This window comes from Psychrobacter pygoscelis (assembly GCF_004335015.1).
GTDB classification, from domain to species: Bacteria; Pseudomonadota; Gammaproteobacteria; order Pseudomonadales; family Moraxellaceae; genus Psychrobacter; species Psychrobacter pygoscelis.
The window spans coordinates 803,687-829,038 of record NZ_RQRU01000001.1 but is presented as its reverse complement, the minus strand read 5'-3'; the positions used below and the strand labels follow the sequence as shown (position 1 = coordinate 829,038).

Below are 25,352 nucleotides of genomic sequence, written 5' to 3'. Positions count from 1 at the left end.
AAGACAAAATGCAGCTTGAAAATTGAGTGCTTAGCCCCTATTAGTGGAACTAAGGCTGTAATGATTACAGTCCATTCAATCGAATATTAATAATGGTTAAGAGGATATTATGAGCGACAATAATCAAGCTAAGGCGCAATCTGATCAGCAACCGCAGCAGCACGTCTTTGAGGCTGAAGTGGCGCAGCTTTTGCACCTAGTGACCCATTCATTATATTCTAACGCTGATATCTTTGTTCGTGAGCTAGTGTCTAATGCTTCTGACGCTTGCGATAAGCTACGTTTTGAGGCGACTGGTGATGACAGCCTCTATGAAAACGACGGTGAGCTGCGTATTCGCATTGATGTGGATGAAGCCGCTAAGACCGTCAGCTTCATCGACAACGGTATTGGTATGAATGAAGCAGACGCCATTGAAAATCTAGGTACGATTGCTAAGTCAGGAACTAAGGCTTTCTTAGAAAAGCTCTCTGACTCACAAAAACAAGATGGCAATCTTATTGGTCAGTTCGGCGTGGGCTTTTATTCAGGTTTTATCGTGGCGGATAAGATCACGGTTGAATCGCGTAAAGCTGGTGATCCTGCTGATCAAGGCGTTCGCTGGGTGTCTGATGGTACGGGTAAGTTTACCACCGAGACCATTAGTAAGGCAGAGCGTGGTACGAGTATCACCCTTCATCTAAAAGAAGAGTACACTGAGGGCGAAGACAACTACCTTGATCGTAGTAAGATAAAACGCCTCGTGAATAAGTACTCTGACCATATCAGCTTGCCGATCCAGATGCGAAAAGAAGTCTGGCAAGAAGATGTCAAGGATGAAGACAGTGACGACAATAGCGCCCCTGCTGGTGAGATGGTGCTGACGGATGAGTGGGAGACGATCAACAAAGCTAGCGCTTTATGGACCCGCTCAAGCTCTGAGATTGATGATGATGAATACGTCGACTTCTATAAGAACATCACTTATGACTTCGATGAGCCACTAGCGTGGACCCATAACCGCGTTGAAGGCCGCGTTCAGTATACCCAGCTGTTGTACATTCCTAAAAAAGCCCCATTTGACCTCTATGCTCGTGAGCAGCAGCATGGCCTTAAGCTGTATGTGAAGCGTGTGTTTATCATGGATGACGCAGAGCAGCTGTTACCCATGTATCTGCGTTTTGTAAAAGGGGTAATTGACTCTGCTGATCTACCACTCAACGTCAGCCGTGAGCTATTACAAGAATCGCGCGATGTTAAATCTATCCGTGATGGTAACGCGCGTCGTGTCTTGACTTTGCTAGCTAGCCTAGCCAATAGCGAAGATAGCGACAAGCAAGAGAAGTTCAAGCAATTCTACACTGAGTTTGGCGATGTGATCAAAGAAGGCTTGGGCGAAGACATGGGTAATCAAGAGCGTATCGCTAAGCTGCTGCGCTATGCGACCAGCACGCATGATGGTCTTGAGACCAGCTTTGCCGATTATAAAGAGCGTATGAAAGATGGTCAGAAAGCCATCTATTATCTGACTGCTGATAGCCTTGCTGCTGCCAAAAACAGCCCACAACTTGAGCTGTTTAAGAAAAAAGGTATTGAGGTTATCCTCATGACCAGCCGCGTCGATGAGTGGGCAATGAACTTCTTAACGGAATTTGACGGTACACCATTACAGAACATCGCCAAAGGTGCGGTAGATCTAGGTGACCTGCAAGACGAAGAAGAAAAGGCAGAGGCTGAAAAAGCGCAAGAGAGCTTAAAGCCAGTAGTAGATAAGCTGAAGACGGTATTAGGTGATCGCGCTAAAGACGTTAAAGTCTCTAATCGTCTCGTCGATAGCCCAGCGTGTTTGGTCGTCGGCGATGGTGAATTAACGCCGCAAATGGTACAGATGCTCAAGCAGATGGGCCAAGAGGTCCCTGATATCAAGCCAACGCTTGAAGTTAACCCTAACCATCCGCTAATTCAGAAGCTAGAGGGTAGTGGGCAGTTTGATGATCTGGCGCAAGTGATCTTTGATCAAGCACTTCTGGCCGATGGTGGTCAGCTTGAGGACCCAGCAGCCTATCTAAAACGCGTCAACGAGCTGCTACTTAAATAAGCCCCCTAGCACTCACTCATATATGAGTTTATCGGCTAGCTATAATAAAAAAGGATACCCTTGGGTGTCCTTTTTTATGGCTTAGTATTTGATGGCTTAATTTGATGGCCGAAGGAGCGCTCGAAGGCGGTCTTATATTTATTTTAGACAGTTTTTATTTTAGACCATCTTCATTATAGCTGCCGTACCTTTTATAATACGACTTTAACCCTTGTGTTGGTCTCGTTACAATTCCGTGTTACTCAGTACGGGTGCAATCTATTACAATATCAGCTCTCATTTAGCAGATATATCATTTAGATATCAGTCATGGCATTATGCTTATTGATCTGTCTTATTGATGACCGATAGAGGCTCTATTCTTTGTCACTTGCGTCGTTAAAAACCATCTCACTCCAGCGATTTTCGCTCAATTTCGCCGCCAATATTTTCGCCGCTCTATGGATGTTAGCGGGGTCTACCCGTGCCTTTGGCTGGGTCAAGCCGACATTCTTGCAATTTTTATTATTTGCTATATTAGCGCTGGCTAGCAATGTCTTGTTTTCTTGGCTTGCTGCCGAAAGTGGCAGTGTGTTTAATAGTCAGGGGCTGATTAGCTATTTAATCTGGCCGACTATTATCGTCCTAGCGGGCATTATCTTGGCTCGTCGTTCTGGCAACTATGCGCTAGTTTTTGTTCCAGCTGTGCTATGGTTAAGTGCTGATACCATGCTAGCCCTGCTGCAAAGTATCGTGCAGTTTTTAGGTAGTCGAGGTTGGTTACCAGAGTGGAGCTATTCATTATTACCAGGATTATTTCTACTGCTGTTTTTATGGCAGACCGTATCGTTATTGTGGATTTTTTCTAGACGCTTACGCACGCCTTGGTGGGAGCGGGTATTGGTACTAATAGGGGCGGCGGCATTATTGACCATTTGGCAAAAAAACGTCGCTGATCAGCCTATATTTAAGCTCATTCCTGTGCAGCCAGTACTTGAAGAGACGGCGCTATACCGTCAGCCGCTATTGCTCAAAGACGCCTTAAAGGCGGTAGAACCTAATATCCCAGGCAAGACCGATTGGTACTTTTTGGGGGTAGCAGGCTATGCGGATCAAGATGTTTTTCGCTCTGAGATTAACCAAGTTCGCCAACTGTTTGACGTTCGTTTTGGTACCAGTGGCCGCTCGATGGTGCTGATCAATAATAAATATAGTTGGTCAGATGAGCCAATCGCTACTAAGACGAGTATCTATCAAGCGCTCAGGCGTATTGGTCAGCAGATGAATGCGGATGAAGACGTGCTGTTTTTGACGCTATCTTCGCATGGTGACCGTGATATTCTAGTGTTAGAGAACCAACCTATCGATATGGATAATTTAGATCCGACATGGCTTCGAGAGACGCTAGATAAGGTAGGGATTCGTTGGCGCGTTATCGTGGTGTCAGCGTGTTATTCAGGGTCGTTTATTGATGAGTTGGCCTCGCCGACCACCGTGATTATTACCGCCGCCAGTAGCGATAAGATGTCTTTTGGCTGTACCAATTCAGCAGAGATGACTTATTTTGGTGAAGCCTTCTTTGCTGAGAGCCTGCGCGATAATACTAGCTTTGCCGCTGCCTTCAAAGCGGCAAGCGCGCGAGTTCATGAGCGTGAGAGTATGATGGGCTTTGAGCCATCTGAGCCGCAGATGGTGGTGGGTAAGCTGATGCAGACTGCATTGCCGGCCTTCGAGCAGGCGTTATTTATTCAAGGTCAAGCTCCGAGCGAGCAAAACTTGCAGCCACTGTCACAAAGCCAGCCTTTAACGCTCTCAACCGACGACGCTCCGGTATTAGTGATTCAAAAGCCTTAACTGGGCTAATTAGCTTAGACACTGGTAGATTTGTGCTACTAATGCCGATGCCTTGTATGATATTTAAATCTATTCAATAGCTTTTATCTAATATTTATTGTCCAATACATTTAAATCTAACATCCAGTCACCTAATATTCACTAATCTCATTATCAGTAAAATATAAATTCACTTTAATAATAAGGATATCTTATGAAAACTACTGCTGCTATTGCTTGGGAAGCCAACAAGCCTTTTAGCCTTCATGAAGTAGATTTAGAAGGTCCAAAAGATAACGAAGTACTTATTGAGCTAAAAGCGACCGGAATTTGTCACACCGACTATTACACTTGGTCGGGCATGGACCCTGAAGGATTGTTTCCAGCTATATTGGGTCATGAAGGGGCTGGGGTCGTCGTTGAAGTCGGTAAAGATGTCAAAAGTCTCAAAGTTGGCGATCACGTCATTCCCCTCTACACGCCTGAGTGCCGTGAGTGTAAATTCTGTCTACATCCAGCGACCAACTTATGCCAAGCGATTCGTGAGACCCAAGGTAAAGGCGTCATGCCCGATGGTACTTCACGCTTTAGTCTAGATGGTGAGCCAATTTACCATTATATGGGGACTTCTACGTTTGCTCGTCATACGGTATTGCCAGAGATTGCAGTGGCCAAAATTCGCGAAGACGCGCCGTTTGATAAGGTGTGCTATATTGGCTGCGGCGTGACTACAGGCGTTGGGGCTGTCGTTTATACCGCACAAATGGAAGCTGGTGCTACAGTCGCGGTGTTCGGTTTAGGTGGTATTGGTCTAAACGTCATTCAAGGCGCTAAAATGGTCGGTGCTAGCCGAATTATTGGTGTTGATCTAGACCCTAGCCGCGAAGCTTGGGGTCGCCGCTTTGGTATGACTGACTTTGTTAATGCTAGCGAAGTGGAGAATGTGGTCGATCATATCGTTCAGATGACGGATGGCGGCGTGGATTATTCTTTTGAGTGTATCGGTAATGTCGAGGTTATGCGTCAAGCCTTAGAATGTGCTCATAAAGGCTGGGGCCGTAGTATCATCATAGGGGTCGCTGGTGCGGGCGAAGAGATTAGCACCCGTCCATTTCAGCTAGTGACGGGCCGCAACTGGGAAGGCTCAGCCTTTGGCGGTGCACGCGGTCGCACTGATGTACCTACCATCGTAGATTGGTATATGGAAGGTAAGATTGATGTAGACTCGCTTATCACCCATACACTACGTCATGATGAGATTAATAAAGGCTTTGAGCTACTTAAAGATCCTGACTGTATCCGTAGTGTGATCAAATACTAAGTGATATTAAGCTTAAGACGCGGGCTACTGCGAAAGACTTAGCCCGTGTTCCCTCATTCATAGTCATTAATAAACGTTAATAAAAGGACTACTATGACGACGCTAACTCTACAAAGTGACAATCGCTGTTTTGATGGTCAGCAGCGCTACTACTCACATGATTCTAAAATGACCAACACTGAGATGACCTTTAGCATTTATCTACCTGATAAGGCACTAGCGGGCGATTACTGTCCCGCTATCTTATATTTATCTGGACTGACCTGTAGTCCTGATAATGTTACGCAAAAAGCCCATTTTCAGCAGCTATGCAGTGAGCTTGGCATCATCTTTATTGCCCCCGATACCTCACCAAAAGGTGATGATGTGCCTGATGATGAGCGCATGTATGTGGGTCAAGCAGCCAGCTACTATGTCGATGCTAAGCTTGAGCCATGGGCCAAGCAATACAATATGCAGAGCTATATTGTTGATGAATTTTACGATCTGATCCGTAATCAATTTCCAGTCAGTAGTATCGGTATAATGGGGCACTCAATGGGCGGTCATGGAGCGCTTATGTTAGGCTTTACCTTCCCGAGTAAGTTTGTCAGTGTCTCGGCTATTGCTCCTGTTTGTACTGCTAGTGAATCTGAGTGGGGTAAGGCGGCTTATAAAGCCTACTTTGGCGAAGATCAAAGCCTTTGGGCGCAGTATGATGCTACTACGGCTATTAAAAAGGCCGGTAAAAAATATCCCCTAATTTTAGTTGATCAAGGCGGCGCCGATGAGCATTACGCTGCTGGTAACTTAAATCCAGAGCAGTTAAGAGAAGTTTGTGCTGATGTGGGTCAGCCGTTGACCTTACGCTATCATGCTGGCTTTGATCACAGTTACTACTTTATCCAGACGGTCATCTCAGAGCATATTTTGCATCATGATAAAGCCGCTTTGATCCACGGTTAATACAGTTGGTTGTTTATTACTTTTATTCTACTGTCATCTGTTTATACCCTATAATAGTTGGCAGTCCATTAATCTTCAAAAGAGAACAGAGTTATGCCGATAGCTGAGCACGCTACGAGTACGTCTAATGCGGCACTATCCGCCCAAAACAGCGGGTATCTGATCGCCCCTTCTATCTTATCTGCTGACTTTGCCCGATTGGGTGACGAGGTGGCTGCGGTGCTGAAGGCAGGTGCAGATGTGGTACATTTTGATGTCATGGACAATCATTATGTGCCTAACCTAACTTTTGGTAGTATGATCTGCAAGGCACTGCGTGATTTTGGTATTGATGCACCGATTGATGTCCACCTTATGGTGTCTCCAGTGGATGGTATGATTGAGCAGTTTTTGGAAGCTGGGGCGAGTATTATTACCTTTCATCCTGAGGCGACGCATCATATTGACCGCTCATTACAGCTTATCAAAGACGGCGGCGCTGAGTGCGGTTTAGTCCTTAACCCTGCCACACCGCTGCATTATTTAGATTGTGTAATGGATAAGGTCGATCAGATATTACTCATGAGCGTCAATCCAGGCTTCGGTGGTCAGTCCTTTATTGAGGGCACGCTGGACAAGATCCGTGAGGTTCGTCAGCGTATTGATGCCAGTGGTCGCAATATTCGCTTAGAGGTCGATGGGGGTATCAAGGCTAACAACATTCGCGCGGTGGCAGAAGCGGGCGCGGATATGTTTGTCGCGGGTTCTGCGATATTTAATCAGTCAGATTACCAGAGCGCTATTGATGCCATGCGTCGTGAGTTAGCACTGGTTGGTAGTCAGCAAGTATAGCTTTAGACAGTACTTCTGCCTTCTCATCCAGACCATATGAATTAACTTTATGCAAAAGTAGGAACTTTATGACCTCCAGGCCTAACCAGTCCAGACCAGAGTATCGTAGTGCGCAACAAAGCCCTGTCTCTGCTCAAGCGAATTCTGTGGTGTCAGAGCCAGTTTCTAGAGATAAGGGCAGTTTAGTGCCAATGGGGATTACCATTGGCTTAGCCTTGTTTGCGTTAGTACTTAGCCTAGCAGGGTATGGGGTTAGATTGGCGCTTGGTGAGGATAGCGCTGTAGTGCTTAAGCATGCGGCGGTATTGGTTCCTGCCTTCGTTATTGGCATACCGCTACTATTTTGGCTAGGCTCGTTACTAATGAATAAACTAACAGGGTCAAATGTCCAGCGCCGTAACGCATGGACGCTAGGCTGGTTAACCGCTTGTGTCGCCATGCTATGGCTGATGGGTACTAACAGTTAGCTGTGAAGATAATTAACGTGGCTATTTTATTAAGCTGGCTCTTTTAAACCTTTACTTAGCTGCTTTATACTGTATTCATGTATTTCTTATAAAAGTATCTCTGATACTGATTCAACTAATGGAGAACGTCTGTGTCACTATTTTCGTCCGACTCTCCTTATGACCCATTTCCTAAAGATATTCCGCGAGGTCTGGTCATCGCTTTAATCGTTGCCTGTCTACTTATGGGATTGGCATCTTTACGTCATGGTACAGACTTACAAGGGTGGCTTAATGTCATCGAAAATTGGTTATTGATGCTGGTGGTTTTTCCTACCGCTACCGCTGTCGTAGCGCTGCCCTTTAAATATCGCGACCCCACCTTTGAGCTAAAACTGGCTTATTATTTAGGAATGTTTGTCGCATTGTTATTTACCTTAGCCAAACTACGCTATTGGCGTTGAGATACTGGTTAATAAATACTTACCAAGTGGATGCAAATACTATCAAGCGGACAATCAGACTTGAAATTTATACCCAAAGCGTCCATTGTAAGAGGGTAATAAATTCACTTTTGCCGCAGCTGTGTAGCGCTTTTATAGCTTGCATTAGTATAAGCAAAAGCTACCGAGGATAAGATTATGCCTTTTAAGAGCGACGAGATTTATAGCGAGCATGATCTAGACAGTGAGTCTAGAGACAAGTTCAATAGTTTTGCTAAAGAAACCATGCTAGAGCTGGTTGAAGCGGATGATGGTCGTCTAATGCTGCGTGATATGGAAGGCGAACACGATGCGTTAGTAACCATCGCCTTCTCCGATAAGATTAAAGATATCTTAGGTAGTGACACGCAAGTGATTGGCCAACACATGATTCATGCGGCTATTCAAATTATTATGCAAAAGCAAATCAGCCAATGGCATGCTAATGTCTATGATGAAGAGCCTACGCATTACAGCTAATGATCAGTTTTATTTGATTATCGAGGCTATTGTGCTCAGTGCTGCCTCTTTAGATTAGCTAAGATAATTTTTGACATAAAAAAAGGTCTATCATTACGATAGACCTTTTTTATTTACCACGCTATTAATAATAAGATTACAAATAGCGCGTCAGTTAGAATAACTTATTTAATTTTAGCTTCTTTAAAAACAACGTGCTGACGGACTTTAGGATCAAACTTTTTGATTTCCATTTTGCCGGGCATAGTACGTTTGTTTTTAGTCGTGGTATAAAAATACCCAGTACCTGCAGTAGATACTAATTTAATTTTATCTCTCATGACGTCTGTCCTTCAAAAGATGGGGTGGGTGGGCAAAGTCTTAAGGATTAAACCTTTTGACCTTCTGCGCGCATATCAGCTAAGACTTTATCAATACCTAGCTTATCAATGATACGCATACCTTTAGTAGACACACGTAGGCGAATAAAGCGGTTTTCTGACTCTACCCAAAAACGATGGTGATGAAGGTTGGGTTGAAAGCGACGACGGGTTTTGTTGTTTGCGTGCGAAACATTATTACCCACCATAGGGCGCTTTCCAGTCACTTGGCATACTCGAGACATGGCGAACTCCTGATCTATGAGGCATGAGAGAATCTCATACCTGTCTGGGCAAGCTGTACTGACTACCTGTAGCTAGATAGTAGACCCTTTGCACCAAACAATACTATTATGGAAATGAGTTGATCGCTAAGGACGCTTTAAGTAAGACGACTTACGGCTTAATTAAAGGCTTAACCAATCAGAAAATTTTAAAGGCGACATTTATACCATAATGAAGGGCATATTTCAACCGAAAGGTTAACTATCTTATCAAAGCGCACGATAAAAGGATAGAGGGTAAATAATTAAAATTACATGACAAAGGCGCTGTTAATTAAGCAAAGATTGTGCATTTTTGGTTGTAAGTCGAGCAAAAAATAAGTAAAGTTACTGTTAGGTAATTCACAAAAAATTAAGAAAGCAGTGATAAAGATACATTTAATCACCAAAACTTTATATTGACCTTTTAATTCTAAGTAATTCGGCGCTTACTAGCGCTTATGCGGAGCATCAATCATGGCCTTTTCTTCATTTGTAGGCACTTCTAAGTATTTCAAATTCACCTCGCTGACGATGGCACTGGCTTTAGCAGGGTGTGGTGGCGGAGATGGTGGTACGGTTGACGCGATTGCTCCAGCGCCAGACCTAGGTGTAAAGGGTAATAGTGGTAACGGTAATAACGGTAATACAAACTCTAATAATGGTGGCAATACCGCTGGCGAAGGTGGAGAGACCACCGGCCAAACTGAACCTGACTTCTTTATCCAAAAAATCACAGCAGAGCCTGGCACGATTCAACTTGATAAGGAACCCAAGCAGTTTACTATTGTCGTTAAAGCCGTGCAAAAAGCTACAGGCGGCGCAGTTGCTAATAAAGAGGTGACCGTTTCTGTTGCTGACTCTGAGTCATCAGGGGTAACTATTAATGGATCAAGTACGCAGGTTACAGATGGTCAAGGTAATGCCACTTATCAATTGACGCTGAATCCAAATGCGGTAGCAGATCGACAACAGCTGCTAGCCAACGGTATCAAGATCAGTGCCACTGCAACAGCCGCTGATGGTAGTGAAAGGTCTCAACTGCTCAATGTAGGAGTGAGTGTCGCTGGTGATGAAGACTCTGTGATCAAAAGCGATATCGAACTAAATACCGCGCTTAACTCTACTAGCTTATCAAAGTCTGCGGTTAATCCCTTTGGTGATAGCGTTGCCATCAGGGTTCAGGCAAAAAGACCTAATGGTGCTACCGCCTCAGGTGTAGATATCAGCTTAGGTATCAATAATATTGATGGAGTGACCATAGTAGGTGGTAATAACAAGAAGACCGATGATAAAGGTCAAGCGACTTTCAATATAGTGGTGGCTGATAGCCTTACCGCAGAGCAGCGAAAGGTTCTAATCAGCTCGGGTATCGCTTATAACGTTAGAGTAACCGAAGCTAATGGCGCGACCATCTCAGAAGCAGGGACATGGTCAGTTGTTAATCCTACCTCAGATTACAACGTAGCGGTAACAGGTAATGCAGCACCCTTAAGTGCATTTGGTGCTAAGCAAACTCTTCAAATCATGGCTACTGCTAAGTCTAGCCGCGTACCCACCACTATTGGAGGCTCAGTTGTCAAGATAGCACTAAACAATGCCCCTAAAGGTGTACGATTAAGTCAAAACCAACTTAAGCTAGATGAAAATGGTCGCGGTAGTGTCGATGTAATCGTTGCTGAGAACCTAACCCAAGCTCAAAAAGATCAACTGGTCAAAACAGGCATCAGCTATACCGTGACGCTGATGGAACCTAATAAGGCAAATACCGTTAAGACGGCAAAAAGCAGTGTCTATATTCCAGAGGCGGCGCTACAACTAAGCTTTGATAACAGTGACAAAAAACAACTATCAAGCTCTGGTGGAACCGCGACGATTACCTTTAGGGTTAATGATAAAAATGGTGGTCCTGTAGCTGGTCAGACCGTAGTAGCAAGTCTGCCATCTGTCTTGAAGAGCTCAAGCCTCGTCACTTTAGATACAGAAGCCACTCAGCAAACAGATGCTAGAGGGATGGTGAGCTATACAGTCCGCGTTCCAGCAGGACTAACAGAGACACAAAAAGCCCAACTTGAGAAGGTCAAAAGCTTTAGTCTAGGCGTTAGTCTAAAAGAAGAGAGCGGCGTGGTCAGCACAAAGACAAGCCAACCTATCTCTATCAGCCCCGCCGTTGGTAAAAGTGATATTGAGCTGTCAGCGAAGTCTAGTGTAGATAGTGTTAATGTATCAGGTGATAGCTTTAAAGTTCTAGTCACTGCCGTTAATAAGAGTGGCGGAGCCGCACCTAACCAAGAAGTAAAACTTATCATCAGTGGTACAAGTGGCGTAAGCATAGCAGGTGGAAATACTCAGACTACTAATACAAATGGTGTGGCTGAGTTTACAGTTAATTTGAGTGATAGCTTAAGTGCAGGGCAGCGGCAAAAACTAATTAATGAAGGTATTAATTATCTGGCTATCTTGACAGCAGCTGATGGCACTCAATCTAAAGTCTCTAGCAGTGTTGCGGTAGCCCAGCCAACCCCAGCGATTAATATCAGCTCTATCAACTCGACTGCTGTAAATGAGCTGGGCGGTAGCTCTGAGGTCGTAGTACAGTTGGTGGACAGTAAAAATGCTAAGAAGCCAATCAAAAATAAAGCAGTTAGTATTGCACTGACCAATGCTGCCAAGCTAAAAGGCGTGACAGTAGCGCAGAATACAGCAACCACTGATATCGAGGGCAAAGCAATCTTTGTCATCAATTTACCTGCTAATTTGACCCCATCAGAGCGAGCCAGTCTCAAGGCAAGCGGTATCACCTATCAAGTGTCTTATGAGAGCAATGGTCAGACTTATCAGTCAGGTATAAAAAGTATAAACATCACAGCTGCCGATGTGAGCTTAACGGTACTAAATCCGGAGACAGTGTCTCAGGGTAAAGGACAGTATGAATTAAGCAATACCGGTGATATAGCCGTGGTCAAATCACAGCTTATCAATAGCGCTAGTGATAAACCATTGGCCAATCAAGCCGTAGAACTAGTACTGAATAACCCCCAAATTGCTAAACTGCTGACCGTGAATGGTCAAGTAGGCTCTTCAAAGGTTACCGCTACCACGGATGACAACGGAGTAGTTAGCTTTGATATCGTAGTACCAAACAACCTTACTGAAGCTCAGCGTAATACGTTAAAGCGTCAAGCCTTAACAGCAACAATGACCGAGTCTTTAACCGGTAAGAAGACTAGCGTTGGTGTCACTATTAAGTCTATAGAGACGGAAGTGAAGCTAATTGCTGCAACGCCTCAAGCGCTAAACCTAAATGGCGGTGAGACGATAGTAAGAGTGGTAGCGCAAGACCTAAAAGGCAATGTGGTGGCCAACCAAAGAGTTTCATTGGCGCTACCATCTGCTATTGCTCAGCAAGGGATTACTATTGCTTCAAGCCCTAATCAAGCGACCAATGCCTCAGGTGTGGCAACCTTTACGATAGCAGCGCCAAGTGGCCTAACCGCTCAGCAAAAAGCGGCCATTAGCGATGCCTTTGTCGTGGGTATAGGTGCGACTGATGCTAACGGCAATACTGAAGCAAAAACGGTAACTGTTCGAACAGAACAACCAGCAGCGACAAAAGAGCAGCTGACCTTAGGCGCGAATAAGGTTGTTAATACCGACGGTGATAACTTTAAAGTCTTTGCGCGAATCACCGATGAACAAGGCAATGGTATCTCAGGAACACCAGTGCAGTTAGCGGTGGCAGAGCCGGTGAAAACTGGGGTGTCAATAACAGGTAGCAACACAGTAACGACAAATGGCGATGGGGTAGCAGAGTTTAACCTAACCTTACAGCCTGGTGCCAATGTCAATAAGGCATTGCTAGAGGAAGGTATTAAATTAAGAGCGAGTGCCAAATCATCAGAAGGCGTTGCACTTAAGCAAGACTATATCGTTAATGTCGATACCAGTACTATAGACAGCTATGTCATTATGACAGCAGCGGACAAAACTACCTTAAATACTGGTGGAGATCAGACTGAGGTCACCTTCCGAATCGTCGATAATCAAGGCGGTGTCCTTGCTGGAGTGCCAGTTCAACTAAGTATCGACAATCCTAAGCAAAGTGGAGCAGCACTGACCACGACCAGTATCGTGACCAGCGATGAGCAAGGACTAATTACTGCTGGTGTAGTGCTGGGAGCTAGCTCTGTCAACGCTCGCCTGAATCATAATGTGACTGTCAAAGCAAAAGTTGTCACTGCAGAGTATGATGAGGATGGTAGTCCGCTACTAAACACTCGCGCTGAAGAACAAATCATCCTTCAGGCGGTAGGAACCTCCCTAAATATCGAAGCGACTAAGACCAACCTGCAAGCGGGTGAGCAAACAACCATCACTAGTACATTAGTCGATGCGGCAGGCATTGCGATCTCCAATGCAGATGTTGAACTGGTAGATATCGAAGGTAATAAGATTGTAGGAACGTCGACTGTCCGCACCAATGATGCAGGGGTTGCCACATTCTCGCTTGATGAGTCGAAATTGAACTTTGATGAGAATGGTAATCTACGCGTACGGGCTAAAGCTATTGGTGAGCAAGGTCTAGTAACTCAGACCAGTAGTCAGAGTGTCAGCTTAGTTCAGGTCTCACAAGCAGGAATTAGCTTTAGTGAAATTAAATCTGTCTATAATGTCAATGAGAGCAATAACCTTAAGATTCAGATCCGTAGTGATGACCCACAAGCCTTAGTAGGCGAACAGGTCGAAGTTCAGACCACGCTAGGTGAATTTGCTAATGGCGAAGTGATTACGAGTAAAGCCATCACTGATGATATGATCGATGGTAATAGTATCGTTGTACCGATTGAATTAACTTCAGAGCTAGCAGGTACGGCCGTATTGACAGCGAGAGTAGTGGGACAAACCAATGGTGCTGGTCAGGCACTAACGACGACTGTCGATACACGCTTTAGAGCGACAACCCCTGCTAAGATGCTGTTGCAATCTGTGAAGTCTGTCATTACTCCAGGCGGTAGTACAGAGGTTGTGGCATTAGTTAAAGATGCTAACGATGTTCCCGTAGAAGGAGTTACCGTAGTCTTTAGCCGCTCATCAGACTCCTCTGCCGGTCGATTGTCTGCGGCTACAGCGGTGACAAACGCTCAAGGTGAAGCTCGAGTAACTTATCAGGCTAATGCCGGCTCTCCGATTAATGGCGTGGTAATTAATGCTGAGCTGTTGGCAGACGACTTTGGTATCGGTCAGAAGCAGACATCAATCACTGTCTCGGATCAAGCGGTATATACCACCTTAGCCTTTAGTGATACGCTAGATGTCAGTTCTGATAATATTTATTATATTAAGAATGGCTCCATTGCTGTGATGGACGGCTCAGGAAGACCTATTGCCAATCAGCAAGTGTCACTCAAGTCGTATGCCACTCAATTCTCACAAGGTTTGGTATGTCTAGCAGAGCGCAATGTTAGCTATCAACCGGCCTCTAAGGAAGATGCAGAAGGTAACAAGGTTATCCCTGAAGTTCAAACGAGCTCTAAACAAGTTATTGAGTTTTCTGATTCTAATTCTAACTGGTTAACGACAGAAGATCCTGAGTTTAACTATATCTTAGATCAAGGTGATGACCTTAATAGCAATGGTCAATTAGACCCGATTAATCCAGTAACCATCCTTGGTGGTACGCTGGCAGATGATGAGTATACTTTCGTCACAGATAGTGAGGGTAAAGTTGACTTCCAGATTCGTTATCCGAAGATGTACTCACATTGGACAACAGTACGCTTTGATGCCACGACGTTAGTTAATGGCAGCGAAAATATGCAGAGCTTTAACGTTCAATTATCAAGGTTGGATGGAGATGTAGCAATAAGTAATAACTCCTTAATCACCCCTTATGTCAATAATGCGAGTCCGTTTGGTATAGGTGATGCCGTCTGTATTAATAGACTTTCCATAGCGGTTGATGATGAGAATGGTGAGAGTAAAGTCACAGGTAGTGTAAGAGGCCTCTCAAGCACACTAGGTTATTCTATATCTTTAGATAATAAGCCGCTAGGCGCTAATGGTAATATACAGCCTGCGAATCCGACGTTTGCTTATAGCTTCCAGCAAGCTTTTGAGAAAGGCTCGCTAGTCACAGTCAACGTAGGCAGTAGTAGTACAAGTTATGTCATCAGTACAGAAGATGAATAATGACTGCTGATTACTCCTAATAAGGATTATCTATAATAGATAACCAAAGACCCCAACCCAGTGTTGGGGTCTTCTATTTAATAACTCACAAATAATCGAACAAATTATTCGCCACAATTCCACTAAAACAATTAAAATACCCTCTCAATCTCTACAAATTAGCTCAAATAAGATGTCCCTAATGAATCAAAAACTATCCCCTATATCCGCCCAATCTGAGCAGCCTACTGCGACTCTCCTTATTCAATGCCAAGACCAAGCCGGTATCGTTCAGGCGGTCTCTGGTTTTATGTATGAGTTCGGTGCTAATATTATTACCCTTGATCAGTACTCTACCGCCCACGAGGGCGGCAAGTACTTTATGCGACTTGAGTTCGCTTTAGATGGTCTATCTGATGTGGTTAGTGAGCTTCGAAGTCGCTTTGAGCGTGAAGTGGCCCAGCGTTATTCGATGCAGTGGCAACTGCATGATAATTCGACTAAGTACAAGGTCGGTATTCTAGTATCAAAGTTTGACCATGCATTGTTAGATTTATTATGGCGGCAGCAACGCGGCTTGCTCGATTGTGAGATTACTTGTGTGGTCAGCAATCATAATGACTTACGTCAAGCAGTAGAGAACTTCGGTATCGACTTTCATCACGTTCCCGTTTCAAAAGATACTAAAGTCGAGGCAGAGGCCAAGATTCATGAGCTGGTGGCGCACAACGACTTGCTGGTATTGGCGCGTTATATGCAGATTCTGTCAGCAGACTTCGTGGCGCGCTGGCCGATGCAAATCATTAATATTCACCATTCGTTCTTACCCGCTTTCGTTGGTGCAGATCCCTACCGTCAAGCCTTTGAAAAAGGCGTGAAGCTCATTGGAGCGACGGCACATTATGTGACCGCAGATTTGGACCAAGGGCCGATTATTGAGCAAGATGTGCACCGCGTCACCCACCGTCTGAACGTCCCTGCACTACGGGCTATTGGCCGCGATGTCGAACGAAATGTCTTAGCACGGGCGGTAAACTGGCATGTGCAAAACCGCGTCATTGTTACCGGTAATAAGACCGTCGTGTTTAGTGAGCAGTAAACCACCGACATGCCATAGTGATACTGTTGCGACAGACACTACTGCCGTTCCTGACGCTAAAGCACCGGTTTAACATGTAATGTCTGCCAAAGGTCAGTCCAAACTCACCCACAATTCAACAAATAGCCAGCCGATGCCGTATCGGTTGCTGGCCGTGTTGCTGACCCTGTATTTCGCTCAAGGGTTGCCATCAGGGTTTATTACTCAAGCCCTTCCGGCAATTTTGCGCAGCTATGATGTGTCGCTAGAGATGATTGGTTGGTCAGGGTTACTGCTCGCCCCGTGGGCATTGAAGTTTCTGTGGGCGCCAGTTGTTGATAGATACTTTTCGCCCAAATTAGGGCGCGCCCGCAGTTGGATATTACCGCTTCAGCTAGTATCTGCCATGATTGTGATGGCGGTAGGCTTATTTGACCCAACATTGCTGGCTCAGCCTACGATGGTTTGGTCGCTATACGCATTGTTATTGCTATTGAGTCTAGTAGGCGCTACGCATGATGTGGCTGCAGATGGCTTAGCGACGCGCTCCTTAACCACCCAGCATTTGCCTCGAGCGACTACGGGTATTGATGACGATATTAGCGAGGCGATGCAAAACCCGCATCAAGGAATGGGCAATGCCGTTCAGGTCATTGGTTACCGTTTAGGGCTAATACTGGGTGGCGGCGTATTTTTGATGGTCATTGGCATCTGGTCATGGCAGTTGAGCTTTTTTGCGATGGCAGGATTAATTTTACTGAACACGCTACCCATCTGGCGCTACCCTGAGGCAGATGTGGCTACTGAGCACGAGCAAAACTATAGGCAGCGAAGCTCCAAAGTTATCGAAGATAGCAGCTCACAAGAGACCTTGACGGACCCTAGGACCAAATCCAGTCCTGCGGAATCTTTGTCTATTACTAAGCTGTTACGTTATCTGCGCCAGCAGTATGGTTACTTCTGGCGAGACAAGCAGATGCGTGCGTGGCTGGGCGTGCTACTGACGTTTAAAATTGTCGATGGCATCTCCAGCGGCATGGTCAAGCCGATGATGGTCGATATGGGCATCCCGACCGCCAGTATTGGGCTTTGGGCGAGCGTATTGGGATCGGCGGCGTCGCTAGTGGGGGCTGCTATCGCGGCGTGGGTGCTCAAACGCGCAGCACATCATAAAGCGCTACTGTGGTTCAATATACTGCAAGTAGCGGCAACAGGGTTATACGCACTGGTGGCGCTAGCCTTTGAGCTGGGTTGGTTCATTCGGGCAGGAGAGAAGACTCCTTTTTGGTGGGTGTTCGCTGCCAATGCCATTGAGCATATGGTAGCGGCTATGGCCTTGGTAGCGATGCTGACGATGGTGATGCACTATGCCCGGCACGACAAAGCGGGTAGCGACTTTACGACGCAGGTGTGCTTGCTGACAGTGTTTAGTGGCAGTACCCATTTGATTAGTGGCTATATCGCCGAATGGCTTGGCTATTCAGGGCATTTTGTATTGAGCGTCGGGGTAGGGATGCTGTGTGTACTGCCGCTGCTATATTGGCGCAAGGTGTTTACTGCCCAGTCAAAGAATGAGCCGATAAACCACTAACGAACAGACAAGCAAAAGACTGGCCTTAATATCGGGGGTCTTTAAACAGGGAGAAATATGCTTATCACAGGTAGGCTATCTTTCATGACTATGGCCGCGCCTCGTCCCTCGGCAAGCCCTTTATAGTGCAAGCAATATATTAATTTTACTATAAAAACGCTACAGCGGTACTGGGAGGAACTGTTCGCAGCCTCTATCGGTGCACCCACCCACCGCAAGCTATCAGAATGTATACCAGCTGCGCGTCACATTATAGTGACTCTATTTTATTTAGCGACTATAGTCTCAAGACAGCAGTCTCAAGACAGCCATGATTTACTGCCTTCGTCGTCACCACTTATAAGGAGGTAAAGGCCAAGCTATAAGGTGCCGTGCTTCATTAAGCAGCGGCAGCGAGGCGAGCAGCAAAGCATTTTTTAACACAGAAGCCTGTCGTTATAACACCAGCTCTAAGACAAACTTGCTACCGACAAAGCCAATAGCCAATAGGATAAACGCATAGATAGTAGTGTTTGCCGCGCGTTTGCCGCGCCATCCTGAGTGCCAATGGCCAAATAGTAACGCGCCAAATAATAGCCATGATAAGACGCTAAAGACGGTCTTATGCGCCAAATGCTGCGCCATTAAGTCGCGAACGTAGATAAAGCCTAGACCTAAAGCGACACTTAACAGCACAAAACCGACCAATATCATGTCGAACAGTAGTGACTCCATGCTTTGTAGCGGAGGTAGCTTGTCCACCCAAAGGCGGTGAATGGTGCGATGTTTAAGCTCGCGAATTTGCAGACGTAGAAATATCGCCTGAAGCGCTGCCATAAAGAGTACGCAATAGGCTGCGATAGAGAGTAGGATATGCAGCTCTAAGCCAAAGCTCAAGTCGCTGATGGGCTTATAGGGTGCGCGGCCAAAGTAGCCTGCACTAAGACCGATAAAGGCAGTAGGAGCAGCGAGGATGCCCAAGCTTAAAATAGGGCGGTAGAGGCAGAATAGACTATAAAATAGTAAAAAGAATAAGCTGGTAAGGCTCAGAATATTATAAAGATTGAAGTTAAGGCCGTATAGGGTGATGACTTGTGGGTATAATACGGCACTGTGGGCCAGCATACCGATAAATAGAGCAGATAAAGTCGTACCCTTAGCAATCGGCTTGTGTTTAAGCAGCGCCCAGCAAAGATGAATACTTATAATTAGATAAGCAATACTAGCAATTACATACGCAACTAGCACAAGCGACCTCATAAACGATAACAGCTCTATCAAGCAGGTTTTGGTGGGTGAGAATCCTCTGGACAGTTAATGCCCAGTTGAATGAGTGTGAGTTTTGTCACTAATGATTAGAATAATCTGTCAATTTATCATAAAATGAAGGGTAATTGAGCGTCAAATGCTCCCCAATTATGAAATTTGTGTGACTGTGCTAGTAGTTTTGGGCTGCCTTGCGATAATCGCAGGTCAGTCAAGATTGCACCACCAACCGAGAGAGTCCTATGTTTGATACGTTAACCGAACGCTTATCGTCAAGTCTGCGCAATATCGCAGGCTCTGGTCAATTGACCGAAGACAATATTAAAGACACGCTCCGTGAAGTACGCATGGCACTGCTTGAGGCTGATGTCGCATTGCCAGTGACTCGTGATTTCGTCAAGCGTGTCAAAGAAAAGGCACTTGGAGAAGAAGTGCTTAAAGAGCTGGCGCCTGGTCAGGCCTTCGTTAAGATTGTCCATGACGAGTTGACGGAGATGATGGGCAGTGCCAATCAGCAGCTAGAGATGACGGGCAAACCGCCGGTAGTGTACTTGTTAGCCGGTCTGCAAGGGGCGGGTAAGACCACTACCGCTGGTAAGCTTGCCAAGTATTTACAAGAGCGGCAAAAGAAAAAGGTCATGCTAGTCTCAGCCGATGTCTATCGCCCTGCCGCCATCAAGCAGCTTGAGCAAGTCGCCGGCCAAGTAAACGCAAAATTTGTACAGTCGCACAACGAAGAAAACCCCATTGATATTGCGCATCGTGCTATTGAAGAGGCCAAGCTGCAGTATCAAGATATTCTGATTATCGATACCGCTGGTCGATTGCATATCGATGAGACGATGATGGATGAGATTAAGGCGCTGACAGCAGCGGTAAATCCATCTGAGACCTTGTTTGTCGTTGATGCGATGACTGGTCAAGATGCTGCTAATACTGCTAAAGCATTCAATGATGCGCTACCACTAACGGGTGTGATCTTAACCAAGACCGATGGTGATGCGCGTGGCGGGGCAGCGTTGTCTGTCCGCGCGATCACCGGTAAGCCGATTAAATTCTTGGGCCGTGGTGAGAAGCTTGATGCCCTTGAGGCGTTCCATCCTGAGCGTATCGCCCAGCGTATCCTTGGTATGGGTGATGTCTTAAGTCTCGTCGAAGAAGTCGAGCAGAAGATTGACCGCGACAAAGCCGAGAAAATGGCGAAGAAGATGCAGAAGGGTGGCGAGTTTGACCTTGAAGACTTGCTCACGCAGTTTCAGCAAATGAAAAACATGGGCGGTATGGCTGGATTCTTGGACAAGATGCCGGGCATGGGTGGCTCTGATATCCAAAAAGCAGTCGAAGAGGCCAAGCCTGAAGAAAAGGTCAAGGAGATGGAAGCCCTTATTAACTCTATGACCCCTTTTGAGCGTCAGAACCCTGATAAAATTAACCCCAGCCGTAAACGCCGTATTGCTGCTGGGTCGGGCAAACAAATTCAAGACGTCAATCGCCTACTCAAGCAGCATAAGCAGATGGCAAAAATGATGAAAATGATGTCTAAGCCTGAAGGCCTATCAAAAATGATGAAAGCAGTCCAAGGCTTGGCAGGTGGTATGAGCGGCGGCGGTGGTCCGTTATTTGGCGGCGGTAAGTCGTCAGGGGCCAATGCTGGTAATAATTCTAGTGCTAATGCCGATCCGGCTCAGCTTGCTAAGCAGATGGGGCTTGATCCAAATAATATGCCGAGCAGTGAAGAGATACAAAAGAAAATGAAAGAGGTCGAAAGCAGCTTACCGCCGCAATTTAAAACACGCTTTTAAGCTATAAAATGACGCGGTTAAGCAATATAGCAGCTTAGCGAGAAGTTTGGCACAATAAAAACCAGCGATGGTGTCGCTGGTTTTTTATGGGCTGCAATTTAATTGAAGTCTTTTATAAGTCTTAGTACGTTAACTTTTTCAGTTGCCCATGAAGCGAAGCCGTCTGCTTTATAGTGCTGCCTAGTTGTCTGGAGCACTTTAGTTTAGGGTTAAATGCTCAAGCTAAGTTTTTGTCAGTATCCGGTAAGAGGTTATGCCACTGATAATGCCGAGCTTCCATAAGGTCGACACCGCAAGGCAAGTGACTTATCCAATCCAAAAACTCGTGGAATTTCTCTTTGCCATCGAGCCTGCGACCGTGCTGCGGCACCATCATAGACACATCAAGATCACGTACTGACTCCGCCCAAAGCCGAGATACCTTTTGGCTGTTCATATAGCGGCGATGGAAGCCTTCCATATTATTAATATGGGCGCTGAAGTTATCGACAGCTTCGCTAGAGTCGCCCACCAGTGAGGCGCCCATATCACCTGAGAACAGTATCTTACTGATCGGGTCATAAAACTGAAAATTACCTACGGAATGTAGAAAGTGGGCAGGAATAGCCATGATGCCGCTTTGCCCCAGCGGATAGTAGCCGCCACTGTCTGGGATCGTAATGAGTCGCTCTGATAGGCTTTGTTTTAACCGGCCTTTGGTAAAGGCTGAGTTATAATGCGGCAAGAAGCGCTCCCACAGTTTGGGAATCAGTAGATTAGCGTGTTCGACGTGGATAAGCCAACGCGGCATAGAGGCAATAATATCAGGGTCTTGATGTGAGCCAATGACATAACGGATATTATGCATATTGGTATGTTTTACAATACCCATTGTCAGCGGCGTGAAGGTTAGATCACCGCCTGGATCGATGACTGCAGCTTCTGAACCGTCAATAATTAAAAACTGATTGGATGGCACACTTTCATCTTCAAAGGGCATTGAGAAGGCCACACATTTGTGATGTCCGTCGTCATAGAGAGTATAGCTTTTCATTAATCTGCTTCCGAATATGAATGAAGAGTAAGTCGAAACCTAGTTCTATATTATTATCTGTTTTAAAAGATTTAGACTAGTAATTTAGAAGAATTAAAATTAAACCACTGTTATTAAAGTGGAATTGGCGACGAATATCAATATAAAAGGATAAACGATATAGTGTCCTTATTTTACAATTGCATAAAATTACTGAGGGAATTACGCACGAAAAGATATCAAGATACGCAAGTTGCCTGAATTATTGAGGGTGATTAGCAGTAAAAAAAGGATAGTTCCGGATGAGCGTACCTTTATCAATTTGTCAGTGCTATGATAAGCCCTGCAATTTAACAGTGATTGCGTTATAGCTTGCGGTGCTAAGTGTTAGCAAGCTATTAAATAATATCGACATTTTGGATTATCGATTTTTGAATAATAGTGAGACCGGTTATGTTTCTTGCGCTTGATACAGTGTTTGGTCAATGTTCGGTGGCGGTTGTTTCGTCATCAGGTGATATTTTATTTAATGACACGCAGCTTGGGAAACGCGAGCAAACCCAGCAAATCTTGCCGATGGTGCAGTCAGCGCTCAAGGACACTGATCTCACCTTAGATGAGCTTAGCGCTCTAGTATTCAATCGCGGTCCTGGGGCATTTAGTGGTATTCGAATTAATACCGCCGTTGTTCAAGCGCTATCAGTCGCCCATGACTTGCCTTGTGTCGGTATCTCCAGCCTGCAAGTTATGGCGCAAGCAGCAAATGAGCAGTATCAGCTAGACAGATGCTATGCGGCACATGATGCGCGTATGAAGCAGGTCTATCTGGGAGCTTTTGCCGTTAATAACGGTATTATACAGCCCCTACCATCGGCTATCGAGGCGCAGGGACATGAGTGTCTATTGGATTATGACGCTAAGACGCTGCTTAACCTTGCTCTGGTCGGTGATGGTGCACCGCTACTAACTTTACAAGGCGATCAGTCTATATTCGCGGATATTCAGACCGATGCTGCTATTTTAGGTCGTCTTGGTGCGGCTCACTTTGCTATTAATGGCGGCGTAGCTGCTGAGCAAGCACTGCCAGTTTACTTGCGCAATCATGCTTGGAAGACGCTTAAAGAGCAGGGCAAGGCATAATTCATAGCTAATTGAGCAAGTCTAGCTGGCTTTAGTGGCTTATTTTTTATATGTCTTTTTATAATTTTTCATAGTGAGTCGATTACTCTTCTCCATTTCTATATATTTAGGATGTCAGCTTTGGATCTTTTATTACTACTACAAGCCATTATCATGGGCATTGTTGAGGGTATCACTGAGTTTTTACCCATCTCTAGTACTGGCTATTTGATTTTATCAGCCGATTTAATGCATTTCTGGACCAAAGAAAAAGCGGATCTGTTTGTCGTTGTCATCCAGCTAGGTGCTATCTTGGCAGTAATTTATGACTATTGGGCTAGGCTGTGGCATGCTTTTATGGGGCTGGTTACCGGTAAAGCCGAAGGTCTGGCTAATCCGCGGCAGCTAGGATTGAGCCTTATTGTGGCAACCATTCCGGTCATGCTGGTGGGCTTCACCTTCGCCGATCAGATTAAGATGTATCTGTTCAATCCTTATACTGTCGCCATTATGCTTATTATTGGTGGCTTGCTTATCTTCTATGTTGAGAGTCGACCGAAAACAGTTATTGCTGCCGAGGCCGAAGACATTAGCCTTAAGACAGCGCTTCTTATTGGCTTATTCCAGTGTCTGGCGTTGATTCCGGGCACTTCGCGCTCTGGCTCTACTATTATTGGCGCACTTTGGCTTGGTGTCTCGCGCAAAGCAGCGGCAGAGTTTTCCTTCTTTTTGGGGATTCCGGTCATTGTAGGCGCAGGCTTGCTTGATCTACTCAAACACAAAGATGCCTTGAGCACGGGTGAGGATTGGGCAGTACTGGGGGTCGGCGTTGCGGTCTCTTTTATTATTGCATTGCTTTGTATTCGCTGGCTTGTCGCTTGGGTCAGTCGCCGCGACTTTACCATCTTCGCTTGGCTGCGTATTATCACTGGGGTGTTGGTCTTGGTAGCGGCTTGGGGTTTTGGTTATCAGATTGCTGGCTAAGTAATCTGCAAGCATTAATAGTGAACGTCAGTGCAGAGCACGATGGATAACGAGGTAGGCTCTATGAATCAACAGAAGCGAGATGACAGTCAGGCGTTGTCAGGGTCAGCGCCAGTGCCGTTAGTTTATGCGGCCACATTGTCTACTCCTTCTAATCATTCAGCACTGTCTAGTATTGACGCTATCTCAACACTGATAGAGCAGAATCAGTTACCGATACATCTAACTCCTAAAGCAAGTGACCAAAAGCTGACACAAAAGTACCGCCAACAGTTGAGTGAGGAGTACCAATCCCCTGTTCTCATTATCGATGATAAGGGCGAATTAAGCTTACTCATTGAGGGTATCAGTGTCGCGCCAAATTGGGCCAAGCTGCAGCGCCGCGTGGTCAGTGCTGGGCGTAAGTCTGAGCTATTGCTGCAGGCGGCTAAGTTGAGTGCTGGGCAAAGTGCATTAGATGCTACCGCAGGATTCGGTCATGACAGTCTGATCCTAGCCAGTACAGGCGCGCAGGTCACTATGCTCGAGCAGCAACCGCTACTTGCCTTGTTGCTACTGGTAGAGCAGCAAAAGATGGTGCAAGAACCGAATTGGCAAAAGCTCATGGCGCGGCTTGATATTGTTCATTGTACTGCCGAAAGTTATCTTGCCCACGCTTTGCCGCAACGTATGGCATTTGACGTGGTTTACCTCGATCCTATGTTTCCGGGTGATAGCTATGAAAATAGCAAGACAGGTAAAGGGGCTAAGGTCGGTAAGCATATGCAAGCGCTGCATGGTTTGGTTGCGCCGCCAAGTAAGGAGGCTGAGGTATCATTGTTTGATTTGGCGAAAAACGCTATAGCTGACTCTCAAGATGCTCAAGGTCAGAATCAAGACCGTTTAGAAGCTACGGGCAGACGCCTTATTATCAAACGGCCCATTAGTGCACCTCACTTAGCAGGGCAAACGCCTGATGAAGTCTGGCAAAATGATGTGGTTAGATTTGATGGGTATTTTGCGTAGGTAACTTGTTAACTCACTTCGATTGTGATTAAAGAAAGCTAATGGTTATTAACGTTGATTAGATTTACCCAATAGAGTGTGATTACTGTGTCGTCATTCATGGTATGGGTTATTGGCTTAAGTTTACTGACAGTCAGTATTGCGCAGTATATGAGAATCCGTCAACTTGAGGCATGGTTAAGACAGTTAAGCAGCTACGAGGACCAGTTGGCATATTTACGCGAACAGTTGCCAAATAAAGATAACATTGCTGCTATTAAAGCGCTATGGGCGCAATATCCTGAACTGCCCTTAATCGAAGCGCTACAACTGTGGGAACAAAAATAGAGACC

The 25,352-nt window shown here is 45.6% G+C and carries 20 protein-coding genes; 16 read left to right on the top strand and 4 right to left on the bottom strand.

The window, feature by feature from the left end:
* Positions 1-109: 109 nt before the first annotated feature.
* The 8 genes from htpG (at position 110) to EGV92_RS03215 (ending at position 8,394) form a co-directional block, all read left to right on the top strand.
* Positions 110-2,077 (top strand): molecular chaperone HtpG, encoded by a 1,968-nt coding sequence (gene htpG, locus EGV92_RS03250; RefSeq protein WP_131667759.1) that lies wholly within the window; start codon positions 110-112, stop codon positions 2,075-2,077.
* Positions 2,078-2,440: 363 nt separating this feature from the next.
* Entirely contained in the window at positions 2,441-3,910 is a 1,470-nt protein-coding gene (locus EGV92_RS03245) for a C13 family peptidase (protein ID WP_131667758.1), read from the top strand.
* A 193-nt stretch (positions 3,911-4,103) separates the two neighbouring features.
* Entirely contained in the window at positions 4,104-5,210 is a 1,107-nt protein-coding gene (locus tag EGV92_RS03240) for an S-(hydroxymethyl)glutathione dehydrogenase/class III alcohol dehydrogenase (RefSeq protein ID WP_131667757.1), read from the top strand.
* 93 nt (positions 5,211-5,303) lie between these two features.
* Positions 5,304-6,155 carry an S-formylglutathione hydrolase gene (gene fghA / locus EGV92_RS03235; protein WP_131667756.1) on the top strand — a complete coding sequence of 284 codons (852 nt, stop codon included), beginning with the start codon at positions 5,304-5,306 and terminating at the stop codon, positions 6,153-6,155.
* Between the two features lie 93 nt (positions 6,156-6,248).
* Positions 6,249-6,986, top strand: a complete 738-nt coding sequence (rpe, locus tag EGV92_RS03230; protein WP_131667755.1) for a ribulose-phosphate 3-epimerase — start codon at positions 6,249-6,251, stop codon at positions 6,984-6,986.
* A gap of 68 nt (positions 6,987-7,054) precedes the next feature.
* Entirely contained in the window at positions 7,055-7,453 is a 399-nt protein-coding gene (locus EGV92_RS03225) for a hypothetical protein (RefSeq protein WP_423227882.1), read from the top strand.
* Between the two features lie 131 nt (positions 7,454-7,584).
* The gene (locus tag EGV92_RS03220) at positions 7,585-7,896 is read left to right on the top strand and encodes a hypothetical protein (protein ID WP_131667754.1); all 312 of its coding nucleotides are present in this window, start codon (positions 7,585-7,587) and stop codon (positions 7,894-7,896) included.
* 177 nt (positions 7,897-8,073) lie between these two features.
* Complete coding sequence (locus EGV92_RS03215; protein WP_131667753.1) at positions 8,074-8,394, top strand: hypothetical protein; 321 nt, start codon at positions 8,074-8,076, stop codon at positions 8,392-8,394.
* Between the two features lie 164 nt (positions 8,395-8,558).
* Here the strand turns inward: EGV92_RS03215 and rpmG are convergent, their stop codons facing one another.
* Both rpmG and rpmB read right to left on the bottom strand, forming a co-directional pair.
* Positions 8,559-8,714 carry a 50S ribosomal protein L33 gene (gene rpmG, locus EGV92_RS03210; protein ID WP_131667752.1) on the bottom strand — a complete coding sequence of 52 codons (156 nt, stop codon included), beginning with the start codon at positions 8,712-8,714 and terminating at the stop codon, positions 8,559-8,561.
* Between the two features lie 47 nt (positions 8,715-8,761).
* Positions 8,762-8,998: a 50S ribosomal protein L28 gene (gene rpmB, locus EGV92_RS03205; protein ID WP_131667751.1), complete on the bottom strand. Its 237-nt coding sequence runs from the start codon at positions 8,996-8,998 to the stop codon at positions 8,762-8,764.
* Between the two features lie 495 nt (positions 8,999-9,493).
* Here rpmB and EGV92_RS03200 point away from each other — a divergent pair, with 495 nt between their 5' ends.
* The 3 genes from EGV92_RS03200 to EGV92_RS03190 all read left to right on the top strand — a co-directional run bounded on the left by EGV92_RS03200 (position 9,494) and on the right by EGV92_RS03190 (position 17,853).
* Positions 9,494-15,205: an Ig-like domain-containing protein gene (locus tag EGV92_RS03200; RefSeq protein WP_131667750.1), complete on the top strand. Its 5,712-nt coding sequence runs from the start codon at positions 9,494-9,496 to the stop codon at positions 15,203-15,205.
* A gap of 181 nt (positions 15,206-15,386) precedes the next feature.
* Positions 15,387-16,283: a formyltetrahydrofolate deformylase gene (purU, locus tag EGV92_RS03195; protein WP_242678580.1), complete on the top strand. Its 897-nt coding sequence runs from the start codon at positions 15,387-15,389 to the stop codon at positions 16,281-16,283.
* Positions 16,284-16,362: 79 nt separating this feature from the next.
* The gene (locus EGV92_RS03190; RefSeq protein ID WP_242678579.1) at positions 16,363-17,853 is read left to right on the top strand and encodes an MFS transporter; all 1,491 of its coding nucleotides are present in this window, start codon (positions 16,363-16,365) and stop codon (positions 17,851-17,853) included.
* 435 nt (positions 17,854-18,288) lie between these two features.
* On the opposite strand, the gene EGV92_RS03185 is transcribed toward EGV92_RS03190, so the two are convergent.
* On the bottom strand, positions 18,289-19,092 hold the full coding sequence (locus EGV92_RS03185) for a cytochrome C assembly family protein (protein ID WP_131667748.1): 804 nt from the start codon (positions 19,090-19,092) through the stop codon (positions 18,289-18,291).
* A 248-nt stretch (positions 19,093-19,340) separates the two neighbouring features.
* On the opposite strand from EGV92_RS03185, the gene ffh reads away from it, so the two are divergent.
* The gene (gene ffh / locus EGV92_RS03180; protein WP_131667747.1) at positions 19,341-20,900 is read left to right on the top strand and encodes a signal recognition particle protein; all 1,560 of its coding nucleotides are present in this window, start codon (positions 19,341-19,343) and stop codon (positions 20,898-20,900) included.
* A gap of 217 nt (positions 20,901-21,117) precedes the next feature.
* Here the strand turns inward: ffh and EGV92_RS03175 are convergent, their stop codons facing one another.
* A complete protein-coding gene (locus EGV92_RS03175; protein WP_131667746.1) occupies positions 21,118-21,933 on the bottom strand; it encodes an oxygen-binding di-iron domain-containing protein in 816 nt (271 codons plus the stop codon).
* Between the two features lie 432 nt (positions 21,934-22,365).
* Between EGV92_RS03175 and tsaB the strand changes: the two genes are divergently transcribed.
* The 4 genes from tsaB to EGV92_RS03155 all read left to right on the top strand — a co-directional run bounded on the left by tsaB (position 22,366) and on the right by EGV92_RS03155 (position 25,347).
* Positions 22,366-23,052, top strand: a complete 687-nt coding sequence (gene tsaB, locus EGV92_RS03170; protein WP_131667745.1) for a tRNA (adenosine(37)-N6)-threonylcarbamoyltransferase complex dimerization subunit type 1 TsaB — start codon at positions 22,366-22,368, stop codon at positions 23,050-23,052.
* Positions 23,053-23,172: 120 nt separating this feature from the next.
* Positions 23,173-24,015, top strand: coding sequence for an undecaprenyl-diphosphate phosphatase (locus tag EGV92_RS03165; RefSeq protein WP_131667744.1), 843 nt, complete (start codon positions 23,173-23,175; stop codon positions 24,013-24,015).
* 63 nt (positions 24,016-24,078) lie between these two features.
* Entirely contained in the window at positions 24,079-25,020 is a 942-nt protein-coding gene (locus EGV92_RS03160) for a class I SAM-dependent methyltransferase (RefSeq protein ID WP_131667743.1), read from the top strand.
* Between the two features lie 150 nt (positions 25,021-25,170).
* A complete protein-coding gene (locus EGV92_RS03155) occupies positions 25,171-25,347 on the top strand; it encodes a hypothetical protein (RefSeq protein ID WP_242678577.1) in 177 nt (58 codons plus the stop codon).
* The last annotated feature ends 5 nt before the right edge of the window (positions 25,348-25,352 follow it).

Bases quoted from the DNA above. Each gene is read 5' to 3' on its own strand.
- rpmG (WP_131667752.1), bottom strand. From the start codon at position 8,714: ATGAGAGATAAAATTAAATTAGTATCTACTGCAGGTACTGGGTATTTT.
- fghA (WP_131667756.1), top strand. From the start codon at position 5,304: ATGACGACGCTAACTCTACAAAGTGACAATCGCTGTTTTGATGGTCAG.
- rpmB (WP_131667751.1), bottom strand. From the start codon at position 8,998: ATGTCTCGAGTATGCCAAGTGACTGGAAAGCGCCCTATGGTGGGTAAT.
- htpG (WP_131667759.1), top strand. From the start codon at position 110: ATGAGCGACAATAATCAAGCTAAGGCGCAATCTGATCAGCAACCGCAG.
- EGV92_RS03240 (WP_131667757.1), top strand. From the start codon at position 4,104: ATGAAAACTACTGCTGCTATTGCTTGGGAAGCCAACAAGCCTTTTAGC.
- tsaB (WP_131667745.1), top strand. From the start codon at position 22,366: ATGTTTCTTGCGCTTGATACAGTGTTTGGTCAATGTTCGGTGGCGGTT.
- EGV92_RS03160 (WP_131667743.1), top strand. From the start codon at position 24,079: ATGAATCAACAGAAGCGAGATGACAGTCAGGCGTTGTCAGGGTCAGCG.
- EGV92_RS03190 (WP_242678579.1), top strand. From the start codon at position 16,363: ATGTCTGCCAAAGGTCAGTCCAAACTCACCCACAATTCAACAAATAGC.
- rpe (WP_131667755.1), top strand. From the start codon at position 6,249: ATGCCGATAGCTGAGCACGCTACGAGTACGTCTAATGCGGCACTATCC.
- ffh (WP_131667747.1), top strand. From the start codon at position 19,341: ATGTTTGATACGTTAACCGAACGCTTATCGTCAAGTCTGCGCAATATC.
- EGV92_RS03215 (WP_131667753.1), top strand. From the start codon at position 8,074: ATGCCTTTTAAGAGCGACGAGATTTATAGCGAGCATGATCTAGACAGT.
- EGV92_RS03225 (WP_423227882.1), top strand. From the start codon at position 7,055: ATGACCTCCAGGCCTAACCAGTCCAGACCAGAGTATCGTAGTGCGCAA.
- EGV92_RS03185 (WP_131667748.1), bottom strand. From the start codon at position 19,092: ATGAGGTCGCTTGTGCTAGTTGCGTATGTAATTGCTAGTATTGCTTAT.
- purU (WP_242678580.1), top strand. From the start codon at position 15,387: ATGAATCAAAAACTATCCCCTATATCCGCCCAATCTGAGCAGCCTACT.
- EGV92_RS03175 (WP_131667746.1), bottom strand. From the start codon at position 21,933: ATGAAAAGCTATACTCTCTATGACGACGGACATCACAAATGTGTGGCC.
- EGV92_RS03200 (WP_131667750.1), top strand. From the start codon at position 9,494: ATGGCCTTTTCTTCATTTGTAGGCACTTCTAAGTATTTCAAATTCACC.
- EGV92_RS03155 (WP_242678577.1), top strand. From the start codon at position 25,171: ATGAGAATCCGTCAACTTGAGGCATGGTTAAGACAGTTAAGCAGCTAC.